This is a genomic window from Methylocystis sp. WRRC1 (assembly GCF_020733155.1).
GTDB lineage: Bacteria > Pseudomonadota > Alphaproteobacteria > Rhizobiales > Beijerinckiaceae > Methylocystis.
Map to the genome: position 1 here is coordinate 3,891,301 of NZ_JAJFZJ010000001.1, position 16,753 is coordinate 3,908,053.

Annotated in this window: 12 protein-coding genes and 1 pseudogene; 6 read left to right on the top strand and 7 right to left on the bottom strand. The window is 58.5% G+C overall.

Translation table 11 applies throughout. The annotated features are described in order from the left end of the window. Positions 1 to 141: 141 nt before the first annotated feature. On the bottom strand, positions 142 to 615 hold the full coding sequence (locus tag LG047_RS18985) for a GNAT family N-acetyltransferase (RefSeq protein ID WP_227968279.1): 474 nt from the start codon (positions 613 to 615) through the stop codon (positions 142 to 144). 1,307 nt (positions 616 to 1,922) lie between these two features. Here LG047_RS18985 and LG047_RS18990 point away from each other — a divergent pair. Next, positions 1,923 to 2,291: a flavodoxin family protein gene (locus tag LG047_RS18990; RefSeq protein ID WP_227968280.1), complete on the top strand. Its 369-nt coding sequence runs from the start codon at positions 1,923 to 1,925 to the stop codon at positions 2,289 to 2,291. A gap of 227 nt (positions 2,292 to 2,518) precedes the next feature. Here LG047_RS18990 and LG047_RS18995 read toward each other — a convergent pair whose 3' ends face one another. Continuing rightward, positions 2,519 to 4,453 (bottom strand): RICIN domain-containing protein, encoded by a 1,935-nt coding sequence (locus LG047_RS18995; RefSeq protein ID WP_227968283.1) that lies wholly within the window; start codon positions 4,451 to 4,453, stop codon positions 2,519 to 2,521. A 972-nt stretch (positions 4,454 to 5,425) separates the two neighbouring features. Between LG047_RS18995 and LG047_RS19000 the strand changes: the two genes are divergently transcribed. Continuing rightward, a protein-coding gene (locus tag LG047_RS19000; RefSeq protein ID WP_370635078.1) for an IS3 family transposase occupies positions 5,426 to 6,612 on the top strand; the annotation gives its coding sequence in 2 pieces (ribosomal slippage) (positions 5,426 to 5,678 and positions 5,678 to 6,612; 1,188 coding nt in all). 22 nt (positions 6,613 to 6,634) lie between these two features. Here LG047_RS19000 and LG047_RS19005 read toward each other — a convergent pair. Beyond that, positions 6,635 to 6,889: pseudogene (locus tag LG047_RS19005) on the bottom strand (IS110 family transposase); the annotation flags it as partial. A gap of 200 nt (positions 6,890 to 7,089) precedes the next feature. Here LG047_RS19005 and LG047_RS19010 point away from each other — a divergent pair. The 4 genes from LG047_RS19010 (at position 7,090) to LG047_RS19025 (ending at position 9,848) form a co-directional block, all read left to right on the top strand. Next, positions 7,090 to 7,461: a transposase gene (locus LG047_RS19010; RefSeq protein ID WP_227965902.1), complete on the top strand. Its 372-nt coding sequence runs from the start codon at positions 7,090 to 7,092 to the stop codon at positions 7,459 to 7,461. After that, positions 7,458 to 7,805: an IS66 family insertion sequence element accessory protein TnpB gene (tnpB, locus tag LG047_RS19015; RefSeq protein WP_227964450.1), complete on the top strand. Its 348-nt coding sequence runs from the start codon at positions 7,458 to 7,460 to the stop codon at positions 7,803 to 7,805. The genes LG047_RS19010 and tnpB overlap by 4 nt, the downstream gene beginning before the upstream one ends. Before the next feature lie 71 nt (positions 7,806 to 7,876). Next, positions 7,877 to 9,478 carry an IS66 family transposase gene (locus tag LG047_RS19020; RefSeq protein ID WP_227968286.1) on the top strand — a complete coding sequence of 534 codons (1,602 nt, stop codon included), beginning with the start codon at positions 7,877 to 7,879 and terminating at the stop codon, positions 9,476 to 9,478. Beyond that, a complete protein-coding gene (locus LG047_RS19025; RefSeq protein ID WP_227964445.1) occupies positions 9,462 to 9,848 on the top strand; it encodes a hypothetical protein in 387 nt (128 codons plus the stop codon). Before LG047_RS19020 ends, LG047_RS19025 begins: the two co-directional genes overlap by 17 nt. Positions 9,849 to 10,212: 364 nt before the next feature. On the opposite strand, the gene LG047_RS19030 is transcribed toward LG047_RS19025, so the two are convergent. The 4 genes from LG047_RS19030 to LG047_RS19845 all read right to left on the bottom strand — a co-directional run bounded on the left by LG047_RS19030 (position 10,213) and on the right by LG047_RS19845 (position 16,393). After that, on the bottom strand, positions 10,213 to 12,033 hold the full coding sequence (locus LG047_RS19030) for a calcium-binding protein (RefSeq protein WP_227968288.1): 1,821 nt from the start codon (positions 12,031 to 12,033) through the stop codon (positions 10,213 to 10,215). 73 nt (positions 12,034 to 12,106) lie between these two features. Beyond that, positions 12,107 to 14,668, bottom strand: a complete 2,562-nt coding sequence (locus LG047_RS19035) for a TonB-dependent receptor (protein WP_227968291.1) — start codon at positions 14,666 to 14,668, stop codon at positions 12,107 to 12,109. Between the two features lie 102 nt (positions 14,669 to 14,770). Continuing rightward, positions 14,771 to 15,784 (bottom strand): outer membrane protein, encoded by a 1,014-nt coding sequence (locus tag LG047_RS19040; protein WP_227968294.1) that lies wholly within the window; start codon positions 15,782 to 15,784, stop codon positions 14,771 to 14,773. A gap of 192 nt (positions 15,785 to 15,976) precedes the next feature. Then, positions 15,977 to 16,393 carry a DUF2946 family protein gene (locus LG047_RS19845; protein ID WP_370635079.1) on the bottom strand — a complete coding sequence of 139 codons (417 nt, stop codon included), beginning with the start codon at positions 16,391 to 16,393 and terminating at the stop codon, positions 15,977 to 15,979. Between the last annotated feature and the right edge of the window lie 360 nt (positions 16,394 to 16,753).

The window sequence follows — 16,753 nt, forward strand, 5'->3', positions numbered from 1 at the left end:
CGAAGCTCAAGGAGGAACATTTTCAGTAGATTATCAGCGGCTGAAAACGCAACAGCAGCTGGGGCCCGTCAAGCGGGTTAACGTCGACGCGTCAAGGGAGCGGCCGTTTCCCCGTGATACTGCGAGCAGTTTCACTGACAATTATAGCGCCTTGACCATGTAGCTCGCCCCGGGGCCGTAAGAACCAAGTGTCGGTGACTTCCCGGCTACTTGAATCTCATCGAACCCGAAGCGTCGCCAAAGTGAACCGCTACCATAGATTGAGGTGAGCGCAATGAATGCAAGTCGGTTTCGCCTCGCGATGGTCGCCAAGTGTCCGACCAATGTATTTGCAGCGCCTCGGCCTCGCATATGAGGCAAAATCGCGATGTCATGCAGGTATAGACAATCGGGCGACTTTGGTAAGTCATTCAGGAAATTGTCGAGCGGCGGCGCGTCATAGAGCGTCCAAGGATGCGAAATGGCGTAACCCGTCAGATCTCCGCCCCTCCCTAAGATGAAGCAGCCACTGGGGAATAGCTTAAGCTTTTCCGCAAATACTTCGGGGCGCTCGCTCATATTGGGGTGAATGATTTTTGAAACCGAAACAATGTCTCGAAGATCACGCTCGGTCATCGAACTCCATACAGGCCCTTGTTTCATATCGCTTCGTGTCCTGCTGCGTCTCGGGATGTGTATTCTAAACATTCAAATATTGTGACTCCAGCGACGGCTAAACAAACACCCCCGAAGCGTCGCTAACACATGCTGGTATTCGAAGTCATCTTTTCAAATCGCTGGGGAACATAAAGATATTCTGATGTCCGATTGTCTATGTCTAGACGACGGCTTGATACAGGTTAGAGCTGTTTACAAGCGCCTCAGATTTTTGCTTTACTCCTATCGGTAAGCGGCGCAAAAAAATAGTGGTAATGGAAAGCAAAACTGCGCGAGGTCGCTTCATGGTTTGGGTTGCGAGCCAAGGGGAGCAGATGGGATAGAGTATCCTTGGAGCCGTAACGAAAAGTGCGCAGAGGCCTTGAAGCGAGGGTGGCAGCTTCGGTTCGTTAGGCTCACTCAATCTTTGTGGCGCTTCTTATTTTGTTGGGCGCCGGGGGTAGAGTTCGCGCACGCTTTTCCTGAACGGTCTTTCGTGATGCCGAGACTCATGACCATGTAATTGATTTGCATGCGGCGTCATCAGTTTCCTGACGTCATCTCGTTAACTCAAGTGGGGGCGCCATAATGTTTGGAAGCACATCGGCTTTGTCGCAATTGTCTCTGTGCGTAATGGTGGCGCTTGCGCTTTGGTCATTCGGCGCTTCGGCGCAACAGCGTCGGCATTTTCGTGACGCATATGATAACATGATCGGTCAGAGACACGAGACGCCGATCACCGGAAGGAGCTATTATACCGACCAGCAAAGCAATATGGCGGGTCGGTCAAATACCGACGCAGGCGTGAATCCGCGTGGCAACGTGAGGGTAAATCCACCTGGCTTCGGCGGCGTTAATCCTTTCGGGAGTTCGACGGAGCCAAACACGACAGAGTGAACAGTTTCGGCGCGGAGGCGCCGGAATCGCGACGTGAACCGGGTCATCGTTCATGGTCTTCAATTCATCCGGTTTTCGGCTGATAGCCTTTCGGACGCTTTTTGAAGGCCGCGAATGTGTGCTTCGTGAAATTCTCGGCCGGATATGGGAGGAAAGACATTCGGGCAATATTGACCGGGATTTAACGGAATCTGGCCAGCGGGTGATTCCGATTGTTGCCCCGACCCGGGCGAGACTAATAAATGCTGATGTAGATTTGATATGCGGCAGGTGGAGATTGGGAGGCGTCAATTAACCGCAAACGTTTGCTTATCGTCGCCCATGCGCCTTCCCCCAACACACTAAGGCTTAGGGACGCGGTTGCAGACGGCGCGCGTTCGATAGACATAATGGACGTTGACGTCATCGTGAAAAGTCCGTTTGCCGCCAGTGAGGTTGACGTGCTGCCGGCAAGTGCGATCATTCTTGGGACGACAGAGAATCTCGGTTACATGAGCGGCGCGCTGAAGGATTTTTTTGATCGTTGCTATTATCCGTGTCTTGAGGGTTGCCAAGGCATGCGATACGCCTTGTATATCAGGGCCGGCAATGACGGGACGGGGACAAAAAGAAGCGTGGAAGCAATCACGACAGGTTTGCGGTGGCGTAAAGTGCAGGAACCGCTGATTTGCCGGGGTCCTTGGAGTGAGGATTTTGTTGCCGAATGCCACGCCTTGGGAGCATTGATGGCCTCGGGCCTGGATGCCGGAATATTCTAAACCAGCGATGTGAATCTGAAATTCGGGACAGGAAATGTAATCTGCTTTCTGGCTGATGCGCTTGTTGGATGCAAGGATTTCATCGGCGGACCTGATCCGGCGATTTGGCTTGGGCTGGCATTGCGCCGCTCGACGAAGGCGCGGATATGAACTTCGAACTTGCTCGTTGACGCATGGAAGCCGATAAATCAACGTCGTCCGTGGTCGTCTGGACGATGACGATCGGCCTACCGGATGTTGATAACCTTCGCGACACTTGGTGTACCGTCACTCTTCATCGCAAAAAGCATGTAGTTTCCTGACAAGACGAGGCCGCGATTGGCGGGAATGCGGAGCGTCGCGCTCGTAGCTGTCCGGCGGACGATCGGCAGGGGTACGCGGCGCTGGTCAGTGTTCAGGGAGTGCGTCACGGAGGACATCCGAACGAGGCTGAGGGACGACACGCTGTCGCCGATACCGACCGTAATCGTCTCACCATGGGTCGCTGTCGTGGGCGCGGACGACAGGATGGGGCGGTCGCGCGAAGCGCCGTCCGGATTCAAAAGATAGGGCGGTTTGAAAATCTGCGCGTCAGGATGGTTTGTCGTGCATTTTCCGCATTGCCCGCCGCCGCCAACAAGCACGCTGCCGTCGAGCAAGAGAAGAGCAAATGAATGATAATTACGCGGTGTAGTCATCGGCGCGAGCGACGTGAAGTTTGCCGTCGTCGGATTCCAGATTTCGGGGATCAGCACCGAGTTAAAGTCAGAGAAAAGGTCGCCACCGCTTTTTACGCCACCGAAAACCGCCACATCGCCGTTCGGCAGCACAACCGAGTTGGCGAAGGTGCGGGCATATTTCATCGAGCCAAGTTTCTTTACGTAAGGCGCGACGGCGGGACCCGGGGCCAGGTCGAGGATAAAGGCGTTGTTAGTCGGCGTTGGCTTATCGTAGCTTGGCGCGCCGCCGACGGTCAGAATTTTATTGATGTCGTAAGGAATGAAATTGCCATTCATCGCATCGCTGTCATCGCCTCGTAGCCCGGCATACACGACTGACCCGACGCCGGCTGTGTTGATCCAGTGCATTTTTCGCGACGGTCCGGCGTGGAAGACCCAGCCGTCGCGGGATCCAAAAAGCCACATATGATTGTCTGCGCGATACGCGCCGGTCGGATCAGCGGTCATGAAATCGTCGGGCAGAACATTTGCAAGCACCGTCCATCTTCCGCCTGGCGTCAGAAGTTCGCCTTTCTTGTCTTCGTTGCCGCCGCTCCATGAGCCGCCCAGGGTAAAGACCTTGCCGCTGGAGGTGAGAGTCGAACTGGAATACCCACGCGGAATATTCAACTCGGGTCCGGACAACCACTGCCCGCGGCTATTCATCGCACTTGTGCGTGTCGCATTGGTGCCTCCAGTCATGACGAGCGAGCCGTCAGCAAGAAAATTTGTACCCTCGCAGAAATATTCGTGATTTGTGTTTGTTATGACCGTCTCGGTGATGGCGCCGGTCGCCGGGTCGAAGATCGTGGAAAAGGTCCGCGCGCCGGCGCCGAAGGTGTTCGGTCCGCTACCCGACCAGAGAGCTACTTTTCCATCCGCCATCAAAGCGGCGGATGACGGAACGATCGGGAGTGAAATCAGACTCGACCATTGGCCGACATTGTTGAAAGGCGACGCCGCTGGAAGCGTCCCATACCAAACCTGATTCGGGCCTTCATGGCAGGGATATTGAATCATGCTCGCACCGCTCGCAGGGCTCGAGCCGGGATTGTCGAGACACATGCCGGTATGGGCGACCTTCAACGTCCAGCCTCGATCAACCTTCGTCGCTGCCCAGCGCTGATTGCCGGCGGCGCTATTGCAAGTTGTTTGCTCCACCGCCGCGCCGGCAGCAGTGCTTGAGTCTCGGACCGCGAGACAATGTTGACTGTTCTTGTTCCGAAGGAGGAATTCTGACGACGCCGGCACAAGCTCCCATTGCTGATTGCCTGAACCATGGCAGGGCGATTGAACCACTGCTGCGCCAGACGTCTTTTGGGCTTGGAAAGCTTCCAGACACTGACCGCTGGAAATATTGTTGATCGAAGTCAAAACTGTTGCGGTCTGCGCAGCAGCGATTTTTGGGTGGAGCCAGCCTGCGAGTTGGATTGCAACGACGAGCGAAATCCTTAATGCAATCATAGATATTTCCCCGGCGATGTCCCGATCGATCTTGCAAATGAGGCGGAACGATTAAGAGCCCTAGTCGCGGCCCATTATCCAGACGCCGAACGCGCTAGGCTCAGGAGCGGTTAATTTACCGTGATGCGTGATTCAATGTTTCCGGATATCGAGGCTTTGATTTGCTTTTTTTGTCCGAGCGCATCTGGCGCAGATTTCTCCTCAACTTCCCATGTCTCTTTACGTTCCTCGACTCGACGACCGTCAGTTAATCAGAGGGATCGTCTGTTTGATCAAGCCAACCCCGCAATCGAAGCACGCTTGGGAGAGTATGCGCTACTCAGGAATCTATGCAACCGCTTCATTCGCTGGACTCTAGATGGTCGTTTTTGACCGCATCTTCGCAGCGCTCGCCGCCGAAGGTTAATAGCCCGTGCGGATCATGATCGATCCAACCGATTTGGGGACACACCGGATAGGTGCGAGCCTATTAAAAGTAGCTTCTTCAACTAGATCGGCCGAACCAAAGGCGGGGCGACCTCCAAGCTTTACCCTGTCCATTATGAGGCCGGCAAGCCCTTCGTGATGATTTTCACCGAAAGACAGAAGAGCAACCACAAGGGCGCACCGATCACGCTAAGGGTGAACCGCAACGGGATCCGCGCAAGCCATTTTGGCTGAATCACGCCGCCATTCCGGGATCGGGAAGAGCAGGATTGGGCCATGAGGCTGGAAACGCGCAAGCTTAACAATTGACCAGCAGGCGGGCATTCGGGGAACGAAAGCCATGGCCAAACACTGCAAAGACAGCTTCGAGTTTCGATCGCCACTCTCAGGCTCTCTTGAATATGTTGTATCTCTCGACGCACCGCCTCTATCGTGCGGGCGCTCCCGTGGAGAACCTGGCCCATAGCGCATCCTTCCAGCGGCTGACCTGCCGCTGAGAAACTCCACCAGATGCGATTAGAGTCCGACCATATCGGGACGGACGAGATGAAGAAGAAGCGGTTCACGGAAGAGCAGATCATCGGGATTTTGCGGGAGCACGAGGCGGGCGCGAAGGCGGCGGATCTGGCTCGCAAATATGCTGTGTCGGAGACGACGCTTTACAACTGGAAGGCCAAATATGGCGGCATGGACGTCTCCGAGGCCAAGCGGTTGAAAGCGCTCGAAGAAGAGAATGCGCGGCTGAAGAAGCTTCTGGCCGATCAGATGCTGGAAGCCGCGGCGCTGAAGGAGCTTTTGTCAAAAAAATGGTAGGGCCCGCCGCCAAGCGCGCAGCCGTTGCGCATCTGCGAGCCGCCATGGCTCTGTCGGAGCGTCGGGCCTGCCAGATTGTCGCCGTCGATCGCGCGACCGTCCGCTACATCTCGAAGCGGCCGACCGACAAGCCGTTACGGGAGCGGCTGCGGGAACTCGCCAACGAGCGCCGGCGCTTCGGCTATCGGCGGCTGTTCGTGCTGCTGCGGCAGGAGGGCGAGACGTCGGGCAAGAACCGCATCTACCGGCTCTATCGCGAGGAAGGGCTGACGGTGAGAAAGCGGCGCGCCCGCCGAAGGGCTGTCGGCGCGCGGGCGCCGATCCTCGTCGAGGCGCGGCCGAATGCGCGTTGGTCTTTGGACTTCGTGCATGACCAGTTCGCCAGCGGACGCCGGTTCCGCATCCTGAACATCGTCGACGACGTGACGCGTGAATGCCTCGCGGCGATCCCCGACACATCCATCTCGGGCCAACGCGTGGCGCGGGAACTGTCGGCGCTGATCGCACGGCGCGGCAGGCCCGGCATGATCGTTTCGGACAACGGCACGGAGTTCACCTCGAACGCCGTGCTGTCGTGGTCGAGCGAGAACAGGATCGAGTGGCGCTATATCGCGCCGGGCAAGCCGATGCAGAACGGCTTCTGCGAGAGCTTCAACGGGCGCATGCGCGACGAACTGCTGAACGAGACGCTGTTCTTCGGGCTCGACCATGCCCGGGAGAAGATCAGCGCCTGGGCCCAGGACTACAATCACCGCCGCCCGCATTCGGCCCTCGGCTATGCGACGCCGGCGGCCTTCGCGGCCAATCTCACCGCAACAGGCGATCGGCTGCTCAACCCGGACCAACTCCGCCGATCGCCTGGTGCTCCATTCGCGCCCTCGGGCGTATCAACCGGAAGGACTCAACCCGCCGCTGGATGAAAGTGCAGGGGCAGGTCAGCTCCACGACGGAGCAAGGGAACCCCATGGAAATGATGAGCCGGTGCAGGCCGTAGCCGGTCGGTCCGGCTTCATAACAAAAATGTGCCTGCGGGTGTTTGGCGGTAATGCGCTTGATCAAGCGACGCATACTGTCGACGGAGGAGTCAACTTCACCGACATAACGCACCTCGCCGCTGCGTCCCTCCGTGGCGACGGCAATCGCATTGCGCGCCTTCGAAACGTCGATCCCAACAAAAATTTCTGTAGACCGCTCCATGGCTCGCTCTCCTGCGCTGAGGCTCGGCTCGGAACACCGAGCAACCCTCGCTCGCACAGCGTAGAGCGAGCTACCTCAGTCGCAGAAGCCGTATCCCTCCGGCGGCGGCCGCCTGGCGGTGAGCTCGGATTTCGGGATAGCTGGGTGACGGCTGGCGCGATGATCGTGTCCACTACTATTACAAGCGGACACTATCGCCGATGTCGCGCAACGATGACGATCCGCCGGCTCTCCGTCGCAAGCGCCGATCATGGGCTCTCGATGAGAAGCGCCGGATCGTCGACGAGAGCCTCGAGGACGGCGCTTCGATCGCCGAGGTCGCACGACGCTACGACCTCAACGTCAACCAGCTCTTCACCTGGCGCCGGCAGTTCGGTCTCGATCTGGCTGCGCCGCAGGGACGCGCGCCGATCCTGCCGGTGACGATCACGCCGGACGCGACGGCGGAGTATTCCGCTCCAGGGTCGACCGGCCAGATGGAGATCGTGCTCGCCGACGGTGATCGGATCATTGTGTGGGCCGATGTCGAGACAGCCGCGCTGTCGCGGGTCGTGAAGGCGCTGCGCCGATGATCCCGTTGCCGGCGGGCTGCCGGGTCTGGATCGCGACCGGCCATACCGACATGCGGCGCGGCATGCGGGGCCTGGCGCTTCAGGTGCAGGAGCAGTTGAAGCGCGACCCTCACGCGGGCGACCTTTACATTTTCCGGGGTCGCCGCGGCGATCTCGCGAAAATCCTCTGGCACGACGGGATCGGGCTGTCGCTTTACGCCAAGCGGCTCGACCGCGGAAAGTTCATCTGGCCCTCGGCGAGCGCGGGCGCGGTGTCGATCTCGGCCGGGCAGATGGCCTATATGCTGGAAGGGATCGACTGGCGAAACCCGCAACTCACCTTCAGGCCGCAAAGCGCGGGGTGAGACGCAAAAAGCTGGGGTCGTCTGCTGTTTGAGGCGCCACAAATCGCGGGTTTTGTGATTCACTTCGCCTCATGGACGCAGCCGCCCTTCTCGACGAAAACGCCGCGCTGAAAGCGCAGCTCGCCGTCGCGCTCGCGAAGGCGTCGGAAGACATGGCGCTGATCGCCGCGCAAAAGCTCCAGATCGCCAAATTGCAGCGCCAGATCTACGGGCAAAAGTCGGAGCGCTCGGCGCGGCTGCTCGATCAGTTGTCGCTCGAACTCGAAGAGCTGGAAGCGAGCGCGACCGAGGACGAACTCGCTGCGGAGCGCGCCGTCGCAAAGACGACCACCGTCGCCGGCTTCGAGCGCAAGCGGCCGGAGCGCAACACTTTTCCTGAGCATCTGCCGCGCGAGCGCGTGGTCGTCGAGGCGCCGACGACCTGCGCCTGCTGCGGTGGTTCGCGCCTGCGCAAGCTCGGCGAGGATGTGACGCGGACGCTGGAGACGACGCCGCGCCAGTGGAAGGTCATCGAGACCGTGCGGGAGAAATTCACCTGCCGGGACTGCGAGAAGATCACCCAGGCGCCGGCGCCGTTCCATGTCGTTGCGCGCGGCTGGGCGGGGCCGAGCCTCTTGGCGATGATCGCCTTCGAGAAGTTTGGCCAGCATCAACCACTGAACCGTCAAGCCGAGCGCTATGCGCTCGAAGGCGCGCCGATCGCCTTGTCGACCATGGCCGACGCCGTCGGCTCCATCTGCGCCGCGCTCGATCCGCTGCGGCGTCTTGTCGAGGCGCATGTCCTCGCAGCCGAGCGGCTGCACGGGGACGACACCACGGTTCCTGTGCTGGCCAAGGGCAAGACCGACACAGGCCGCTGCTGGGTCTATGTGCGCGACGACGCGCCCTTCGGCGGCGCCGGGCCGCCGGCGGCGATGTTCTATTACTCGCGCGATCGGCGCGGCGAACATCCACAGGGCCATCTGGCGAACTGGTCCGGCATCCTGCAAGCCGACGCCTATGACGGCTACGGCAAGCTCTATCTGGCAGGGCGCGCGCCCGGCCCGATCCGCGAGGCCGCGTGCTGGGTCCATGCGAGGCGCCCGTTCTTCGCAATGGCGGACATCGACGAGAATGCGCGGCGCAAGGCTTCGGGCAAGAAGGAGATGCCGCTGTCGCCGATCGCGATCGAGGTCGTTCGTCGGATCGACGCGCTGTTTGCGATCGAGCGGTCGATCAAAGGCAAGAGCGCGGAGGAACGCCTCGTCGTTCGACAGGCGTCGAGCCGCCCGCTCGTCGACGCGCTGGAAAGCTATCTGCGCGAACAACTCGCCAAACTCTCGCGCGGGCACGATCTCGCCAAGGCGATCCATTACATGCTGAAGCGCTGGCCGGCCTTCACGCTGTTCCTCGACGATGGGCGCGTCTGCTTGTCCAACAATGCCGCCGAGCGCGGCCTGCGCGGCATCGCTTTGGGAAGAAAGTCATGGTTGTTCTGCGGATCTGATCGCGGCGGTCAACGCGCCGCGGCGATGTACAGCCTCATCGTCACGGCGAAGATGAACGGCGTCGATCCGCAGACCTGGCTCGCCGACGTCCTCGCCCGCATCGCCGCGCACCCCGCGCATCGGCTCGATGAACTGCTGCCATGGAATTGGCGGAAGGCGCATATGAGCCATGCGCAAGCTGCTTAAGCCGAACGCCGCATTCTCCGAGGCCGAAAAAGCGCGCGTCACCGCCGCCTGCGAGCTGTTGATCAATGACTTCCTGAAGCCTCGCTTCCTGCCTTCGATCCAACCGACCGAGTTCAACTATCCGGTCGATATTCTCGGCAAATGGCACGGCGCCAAATATCGCCTCATCCAACGTTACCGTTCCGGCTTCCCCGACAATCAGGGCGAAGAGTTCGATGCGCCCTTCGCTCGCCTCGATTGGATCAGCCCCGACCGCTTCGACATTCAGTGGCGTCGCCACACCGGCGAGTGGTTCCGAGTCTATCGCGGCCTAAATCTACACAAGGCCATCGAAACTCTAAAATCCGACGGACTCCTGCATCCCGTATAAATTGGCAGATCGACCCGCCAATCATCCCGCACGCAGCGCCTGCGGCCTACGCCGGACGGCTACGCAGAAGCGGACATACGGCCTTACAAACAAATTCCAGATCAGCTAAGCCGCTGCGCCTATTCCAACATCGTTCGGGACATCACCTCTTCATTAGGGGAGGCTCATTTATCGGCCACCCGCCGTCGGTCGCTGATAACTTTGTGCTGTCTGCAATCGATTGATGTTAGCGTGCAGGGTTTGCGTGCAAGCCCACATCACCAAAGCCGTGTCATGATAGAAACAGATATAATCGAATAGACCGATGAAAAATTAGCGTGCAGGGATGAATGAAGCATTCCTGCACGCCAAGAGGGCGCCCGTCTCAATATATAAAATCAGCTGCAGGATTAAGGGTCGACACGCCAGTCAAGGCGATTTCGAAATCCGCTGTACGATTTCCATCCACGTCTCCAGACAGAATTCCCCCCGAGAAGCGAAGCTGGCCGGGTGTTCCACTAAATCCGCTTGCGCCGATATATGTGAAGCTTTGATCTCCCGGCTGAGAGGTGTTTGCGTCGACACGCCATAAGTCAATGCGGTCAACGCCCGAAGTGAAGTCCACTATCACATCACGATTAGGGCCGACAGACATATCGGTTAACCGGGCGAAAACGAACGTGTCTCTCCCAAGCCCGCCTCGGACGATATCTTTGCCGGCGCCGCCTTCTATCACATTTGCCAAATTATCGCCCGTTAGAACGTCATTGAAGGGTGTCCCTACAATATTCTCAATCGCAGTCAATGTGTCGATGCCCGCGCCCTGAGTGTTCTGTGCGCCAGCTATCGAGAGGTTCACAACTACTCTCGCGGTGGCGTGGAGATACGATACTGTGTCTATTCCCGCGCCGCCATTTATCGAATCATTTCCGGGTCCGCCTTCGATCACATTGGGGCCCCCATTACCGATCAGCGTGTCGTTGAACGACGATCCGATGAGGTTTTCGATTGAAGTCAATGTGTCGACCCCGGCTCCAATCGTATTCTGGGCGCCGGCGATTGAGAGATTCACAACGACTCGGGCGTTTGCGTGTTCGTATGACGCGGTGTCGAATCCAGCGCCGCCGTTTATGGAGTCATTACCGGGGCCGCCCTCGATTACGTTAGGGCCGTTATTGCCAATAAGCGTGTCATTGAATCTCGATCCTCTCAGATTTTCGATCTGCAGGAGAGTATCGGTCCCTGCGCCTATTGTATTCTGGGCGCTGGTAAGTGCGAGATTGACGACGACTCTGGAGGAGGCGTTTTCGTATGACGCCGTGTCAGAGCCGGCGGCGCCGTTTATGGAGTCGTTTCCGGGCCCGCCTTCAATGATGTTGGCGCCTGCGTTTCCGACAAGCGTATCGTTAAAAGCGGAACCAACGAGATTCTCAATTTGCAGGAGGGTGTCGACGCCTGCGCCAAGCGTGTTTTGAGGTCCCGCAAGGGCGAGGTTTACAGCCACTCGTGACCTTGCGCGCGTATAGGACGCGGTGTCGGATCCCGGTCCGCCGTCAATCCTGTTTTTCCCCGTCCCGCCTTCAATATTGTCGTCGCCGGCGTTGCCGGAAATTATATCATCCTGCGAAGTTCCGACAATATTGTTGTTACCCGTCGAGCCATTGATATGTATCGTATCGACGCCGCCGACTTCGCCCAATCCCGGATAAACATATGGCCCCCATACTGCGCCATAAGTGATGAGATCAGTTTTGAACACCCAGCCAGAAGCATTGAAGCTGGAGTTGCCCGGCGTCAGATTCACAGTGATGTCCTGATTGCCCCATGCGCCATAGATGGCGAGATTGTTCGACATAAGGCCAGGGCCAAATTGAGAAGATGAAAAAATTGCCTGACCTGGCATTTCCATCAGCATGTAATTGAAGGCGAGCACTTCGAGATTTCGGAGCGTGGCGGTCGAAAAATTGAAATTGTCCGCAGGAAAATCAATGCCGGTCATCGTCTTGGTGACCCAAAGCGTATCGACGCCGGCGTTGCCGTTATATGTGTCCCCCGGTATGAAGCTTCTGCGATTGACGATTATGTTGTCGTCGCCGGGAGTTCCCAGAAGTGTGTCGGGAGCGGCTGTTGCGTAGAGATCAGCGGCGAGTGCTGAATTCGCCGAAATTGCAAGGGCTGTGGCGGAGAGAAAGGTAGAAAACTTCATGAGTTAGATCCTTCTCCAGAGTTTTTCAGCGACGTCGAGCGGTCCAACTTTCAGTCGCTTCTCGATTTGGCGGTTAAAATTTTACGGTCAGGCCTGCGACGATGTTTCGTCCCATTCCGGCGACCGGGCTCGGTATGCTGAAGGGACTAAGACCGGTATTAGTCCAGGCCTTGTAGCCGGTGATGTAGAAGCCGCCCAACGCGGGGTAGTAGAGCGTGTTGGCGATGTTCTCGATTGCGAAATCAAGCCGCAGGTTCGACCACTCGTAACTCGACCGCAAATTGACGAGCGTATATGCCGGCGTGTGAAGTTCGTTGCGCTGGACAGATACATGGTTTTTGGCGCCAACAACGACAAGTTCAACACCGTTCGTCCATCCGCCGAGCTTGTGCTCAATTCCAAGTCGGGTGTTGATGGGCATGATATTGTATAGGCCATCGCCCTTCTTCTGGGCGTCTGCGAGCAGGTAACACAACTGGTCCGCATAGACGGAGCCGATAGTCGGCGGATTGCCCGCGGCAAAGAAATTACAGTTGCGCGGGTCGCCCGTGTCCAGGTTTCGGCCGTAAGTGTAACTGGCGAGCGCTGTGCCGTAGAAGCGACCGAAATCAGGATCTTCGAATATCTTCAGCCTTCCGGAGAAATCCACACCCCATATCAGGGCATTGTGGTTTCTGAATTGAAGCTCTTGAAACACGTAAGGACCGGGAGCCGCCGGCCCCGTGAAAGCGAAGCTGCCAACACGATTGGCGTCGATATAATTTTGAACAAAGCTGTAATAGGGCGCGATACGCGCCTCCCACTCATTCTTCGGGTCGCGCCAGGAGCCAGTAAGCGAAAAAGTATGCGCCACCTCCGGCACGAGATCGAGATTGCCAACGTAACCATTCGCGTCGCCGAACTGGTTGACCATGGCAGCGGTCATGGTGCCGACGCCCCAGGCGTATCGTTCATACAAATTCGGTGATCGCGTCTTGCGCGAATACCCGCCTTCGTACGTTGTATTTTCGTCGGGCTTGTAACGAACTTGCGCTGTCACGTCGAAGTTGACGTCGGTGCGTCGATGGCTGCGGGAGTTGAAAATCTGCGCAGCGACGGCGTCTGGATTCAGCATGATGCCGGGAATCCAGAAATCGCCGATTTTCATGGGCATAAATGCAGGATTTCTTGGATCGTAGGCCGCCGCCTCTCCGGCGTTCGAAAAGACGAGATCATTTCGCACGCCGACGAGCGTTGACCACTGCGGCGTCCATTTCGCTTCCCACTCTGCGAAATGACTGAGCCGGTTACGTATGCCATTCCGGATGTTCCATTGCGTGAATGGCGTCATCATCTTCATGGTCATGTCGAAGATGGTCGGATCAGGGAGCATGAATGTCGTATTGTCGCGCGCTGTCATGATGCCGCCGCCGGGAATTGGCTCCCACCAATCATTCAATCGGAAGCCGTGAAATTCGCTTCCGACGCGGACGAGATGATCTTCATTTACCGGGTGATCGAGCTTGACGGAGTAGCCATAATCGAGACCGTTCGTGGCCATCGGCATGTAGTCGGGCTGCTTGTCGTTGAGAAAGCCCATCGTGTGCGAAACATTGTGCCAATAGGCGCGCGCGTCGACGAAACCCCAGTCTCCTGTTCCCTGATACTTTGCTTCGACCTGATACCCGCGGTTGGCGGTCATATCCATGCGCTGATTGGCGAAGCCCTGGTAGGGAATATTCGTGATGGCGCCCCTGAGCGACAGAAGATGCCCGTCGTTCTGATAGGCGATCGTACCCTGGTGGTTTTCGGAAATGAAATTCGTCGAGAGAACCTTGGCGTCATTGCCGCCAGCGCGATAGTCGGTCGCCCGTGACCACGAGCCGTTGTATAGGAATGCGTAGTGGTCAGTCGCCGTATTGACGATGGCTGAAGCGCCAATGCCGGTGTTGTTCGAACGAAAGAAGCTCGACGTCTCGCCGGTCACGAGAACGTTGTTGTCGGGGCCGAGTCGTAATTTTCCTGCCTCAAAAAGCTCTATGAACGGCTTTCTGGCGTCAGCGGGTTCGGGAGGCGCGGCGGTCGTCGTCGCCGCCGATCGGAAAACAGGCGACCGTGGTTCGACGATGATCGTGCCACCGATCGAATCGCCGCCTTTGCTGACCGGAACAACGCCGGAATACACTTCGACTTTTCCGACGGTGTTAGCGTCGGAATAGGAGAGCGGCGGGTTCATGTGATTGGCGCAGGCTGACGTCACAGCGACGCCGCTGGTCATAATCTTGATTCGATCATCCGCCATGCCATGGATGACGGGCAGTCGTGAAACGCCGCCAGCCTCATACATGCTGACGCCGGGCGTTCGCTCGAGGAGTTTCGTCGTGTCGGGCGACGCGGCGCGTTCGTCCGCGATTTCTGCGCGAGGCACGACCTCCGGTTCTCGCATCGGCTCAGGGGCGGGCGCCGGCTCCGGCGCAGGAGCCGCAACCGGAGCGGCTACAGGCGTCGCAACGCGCCGTTGCGGCGTCGTGGATGTCGCGTGCCTTGGGCGGTTGGCCGCGATGGTGATGTCGGGGAGCGCTTGCTGCGCCAAACCGGGCGTTGCACAGACGAGCGCGATGAGACTGGCGCTGCGAGCGATAGATACGCGGAACATGGTCTTTCCTCCGCCCAACGCGATAAGCAATTAATTCCGGCTCGCCACCATCCTCGAGCGGATTGCGGCGAGCCGGATATCCATCATCGTTTTTTCAGTCGATCAGTAAGTCGTCAGGCCGGGAGTTGCGCCCCAGTTGAAGTGGTAGTTGATTCCCGCGCGGGCGATGACGCCGTCGTATCGCACACGTGTCGTGGGGAAGATCATCTGCGCGTCCGGCACAGCTCTGCCCATATGAGCCGCGACGTTTGAAACGGCGGCCACTGCGCTGCCGTTGAGATTCATGGAGCCGAGATCATAGTAGAAGGCCTCGGCTTTCAGGCTCCAGTTGGGCATGAACATCCACTCGAAACCGCCGCCGGCGTTCCAGCCGACCAGCGTGCTCGAAGTGCGGCCCGAGCCGACCGCGATCTGGGAGTAGGGGGTCGTGATCATGCCGCCGTAACATGCGTCGGTCGGCGTGCCGCACCATGCCGAGGTAGACGTATAATTGCCATTGGCCCAGGCGCCGCCATAGGTCAGACCGCCGGTGCCGAAAACGAGCAAGGTCGGCGTGACCAGATAGCCGACGCGACCGCGCACGGTGCCGAACCAGTCGAGGCCCGCCTGAATCGTGCCGCCGCCGACCGAGTTGCGGGTGCCGTGCGGCATGAGCATCATGCGGCCCATGGAATAGAGATCCTGACCGACGCCGGTGTAGCCGCCCGAGCCACGGATCGCCGAACCCTGCATGTCAGCTTCGACGCCGATGACAATGGTGGGGCTCCATTGATAATTGTAACCGATCTGCCCGCCGCCGATGAAGCCGTTCTGGTTGAGACTGGCGTTGCCGCTGTTGGCGGCCATCAGTCCGCCATAGCCGGCGACGAGGAGCGGAGGCCAGCCGGGCTGATTGAAATAGCTCGTATAATACTGGTCATAGGCGTTGCCGACGGTCGTCGCGTTGGAGCTCAAACCGAAGCCGTAGCCGGCGTTGAGACCGGCATAGAAACCGGACCACATGGGCGGCGCAACATAAACGGGCGGCGGAGCCTTGACGGAGGGAAGGTCGGCGGCGAAGGCCGATCCTGCCGAAACCGCCAGCAGAATGGCGGATAAGGTGGGGGCGAGTTTCATTCTCTTTGCCTCTTTGCTTTCGTGCGGGTGGAGTTGATGACGGAATCGGAAGCCAAGGGCGCTTACGCCAGAGCCGAACAAGGTTCATGGCGGTGAGCAACTATGGCGACAGATCTGAGAGTGACGGTTGAAGTCGCTAATCTGGCGGGAGTCCGCGGGACTCCCGGGCGAGATCGAACTCGCCCGCCTGGATCAGGCGTGAGGCGGCGCGGTTGACGACCAGCTGCTTTCCCAGCCCGACTGGCGCAGTCCCACTCGGCGCGGGACGAAATAAGCGCGCGGCGCCCCGATTTGGGGCGGCGACGGAGCGATTATTTTCGCAAGGACAGCGAGAGGAATGAGCGACGCATCGTCATAATGCGCTGCACAAAACACGCAGCATTGAGAGAGATCATGCTGGTGGCCTGCGTGACCGTTGTGGTCGCCGGCATCGTCACAAATCGCAGTCGTGGAGGCTATTGACGCCGACCGCTCGCTGGCATCTGGCGTCATAGACCCGGACGAGTGGAATCCCGTCGCGCTGAGCACTTGGATAGCGAGCAGACACGCCAAAGCGCACGCGACGAGCGCGTGTTTTAGAAGCGTTCTATTTGCCCAAGAGCGAGTCATGACGGTAAAATAAGTGCAGCACCGCTTAAAATGCAATGTCAACAAAGTTTTTGCCGATGATGTTCCGTTTGTTGTGACCCAAATGACACATGTTTGATTTTTATCATAAAGCGCGATGACGCCGAGCAATCTTGCTGGACGGCCGATTTGGCCGGAGCCGGCCGATGTCTCGTGATCGCGATCGATGTCATGAGATCGTCAGGCGGGGTTCGGTGGGGAACTTCGAAGAGAGGCCGTCGATGATCCTGGCCCGGCGCTTTGGCGGCCCGCATGAACCGGCGCGGCGCGAAGCGGGCGCTGCTCCGAATCCAAGAACCTCCGCGCAGGACGCCTCAACGACGAAGTTTTACGACTGGGTGG

Excerpts from the sequence above, each read along its gene's own strand:
- tnpB (WP_227964450.1), top strand. The coding sequence starts at position 7,458 with ATGATCCCGTTGCCGGCGGGCTGCCGGGTCTGGATCGCGACCGGCCAT.
- LG047_RS18995 (WP_227968283.1), bottom strand. The coding sequence starts at position 4,453 with ATGATTGCATTAAGGATTTCGCTCGTCGTTGCAATCCAACTCGCAGGC.
- LG047_RS18985 (WP_227968279.1), bottom strand. The coding sequence starts at position 615 with ATGACCGAGCGTGATCTTCGAGACATTGTTTCGGTTTCAAAAATCATT.
- LG047_RS19030 (WP_227968288.1), bottom strand. The coding sequence starts at position 12,033 with ATGAAGTTTTCTACCTTTCTCTCCGCCACAGCCCTTGCAATTTCGGCG.
- LG047_RS19040 (WP_227968294.1), bottom strand. The coding sequence starts at position 15,784 with ATGAAACTCGCCCCCACCTTATCCGCCATTCTGCTGGCGGTTTCGGCA.
- LG047_RS19010 (WP_227965902.1), top strand. The coding sequence starts at position 7,090 with ATGTCGCGCAACGATGACGATCCGCCGGCTCTCCGTCGCAAGCGCCGA.
- LG047_RS19025 (WP_227964445.1), top strand. The coding sequence starts at position 9,462 with ATGCGCAAGCTGCTTAAGCCGAACGCCGCATTCTCCGAGGCCGAAAAA.
- LG047_RS19020 (WP_227968286.1), top strand. The coding sequence starts at position 7,877 with ATGGACGCAGCCGCCCTTCTCGACGAAAACGCCGCGCTGAAAGCGCAG.
- LG047_RS19845 (WP_370635079.1), bottom strand. The coding sequence starts at position 16,393 with ATGACTCGCTCTTGGGCAAATAGAACGCTTCTAAAACACGCGCTCGTC.
- LG047_RS19035 (WP_227968291.1), bottom strand. The coding sequence starts at position 14,668 with ATGTTCCGCGTATCTATCGCTCGCAGCGCCAGTCTCATCGCGCTCGTC.
- LG047_RS18990 (WP_227968280.1), top strand. The coding sequence starts at position 1,923 with ATGGACGTTGACGTCATCGTGAAAAGTCCGTTTGCCGCCAGTGAGGTT.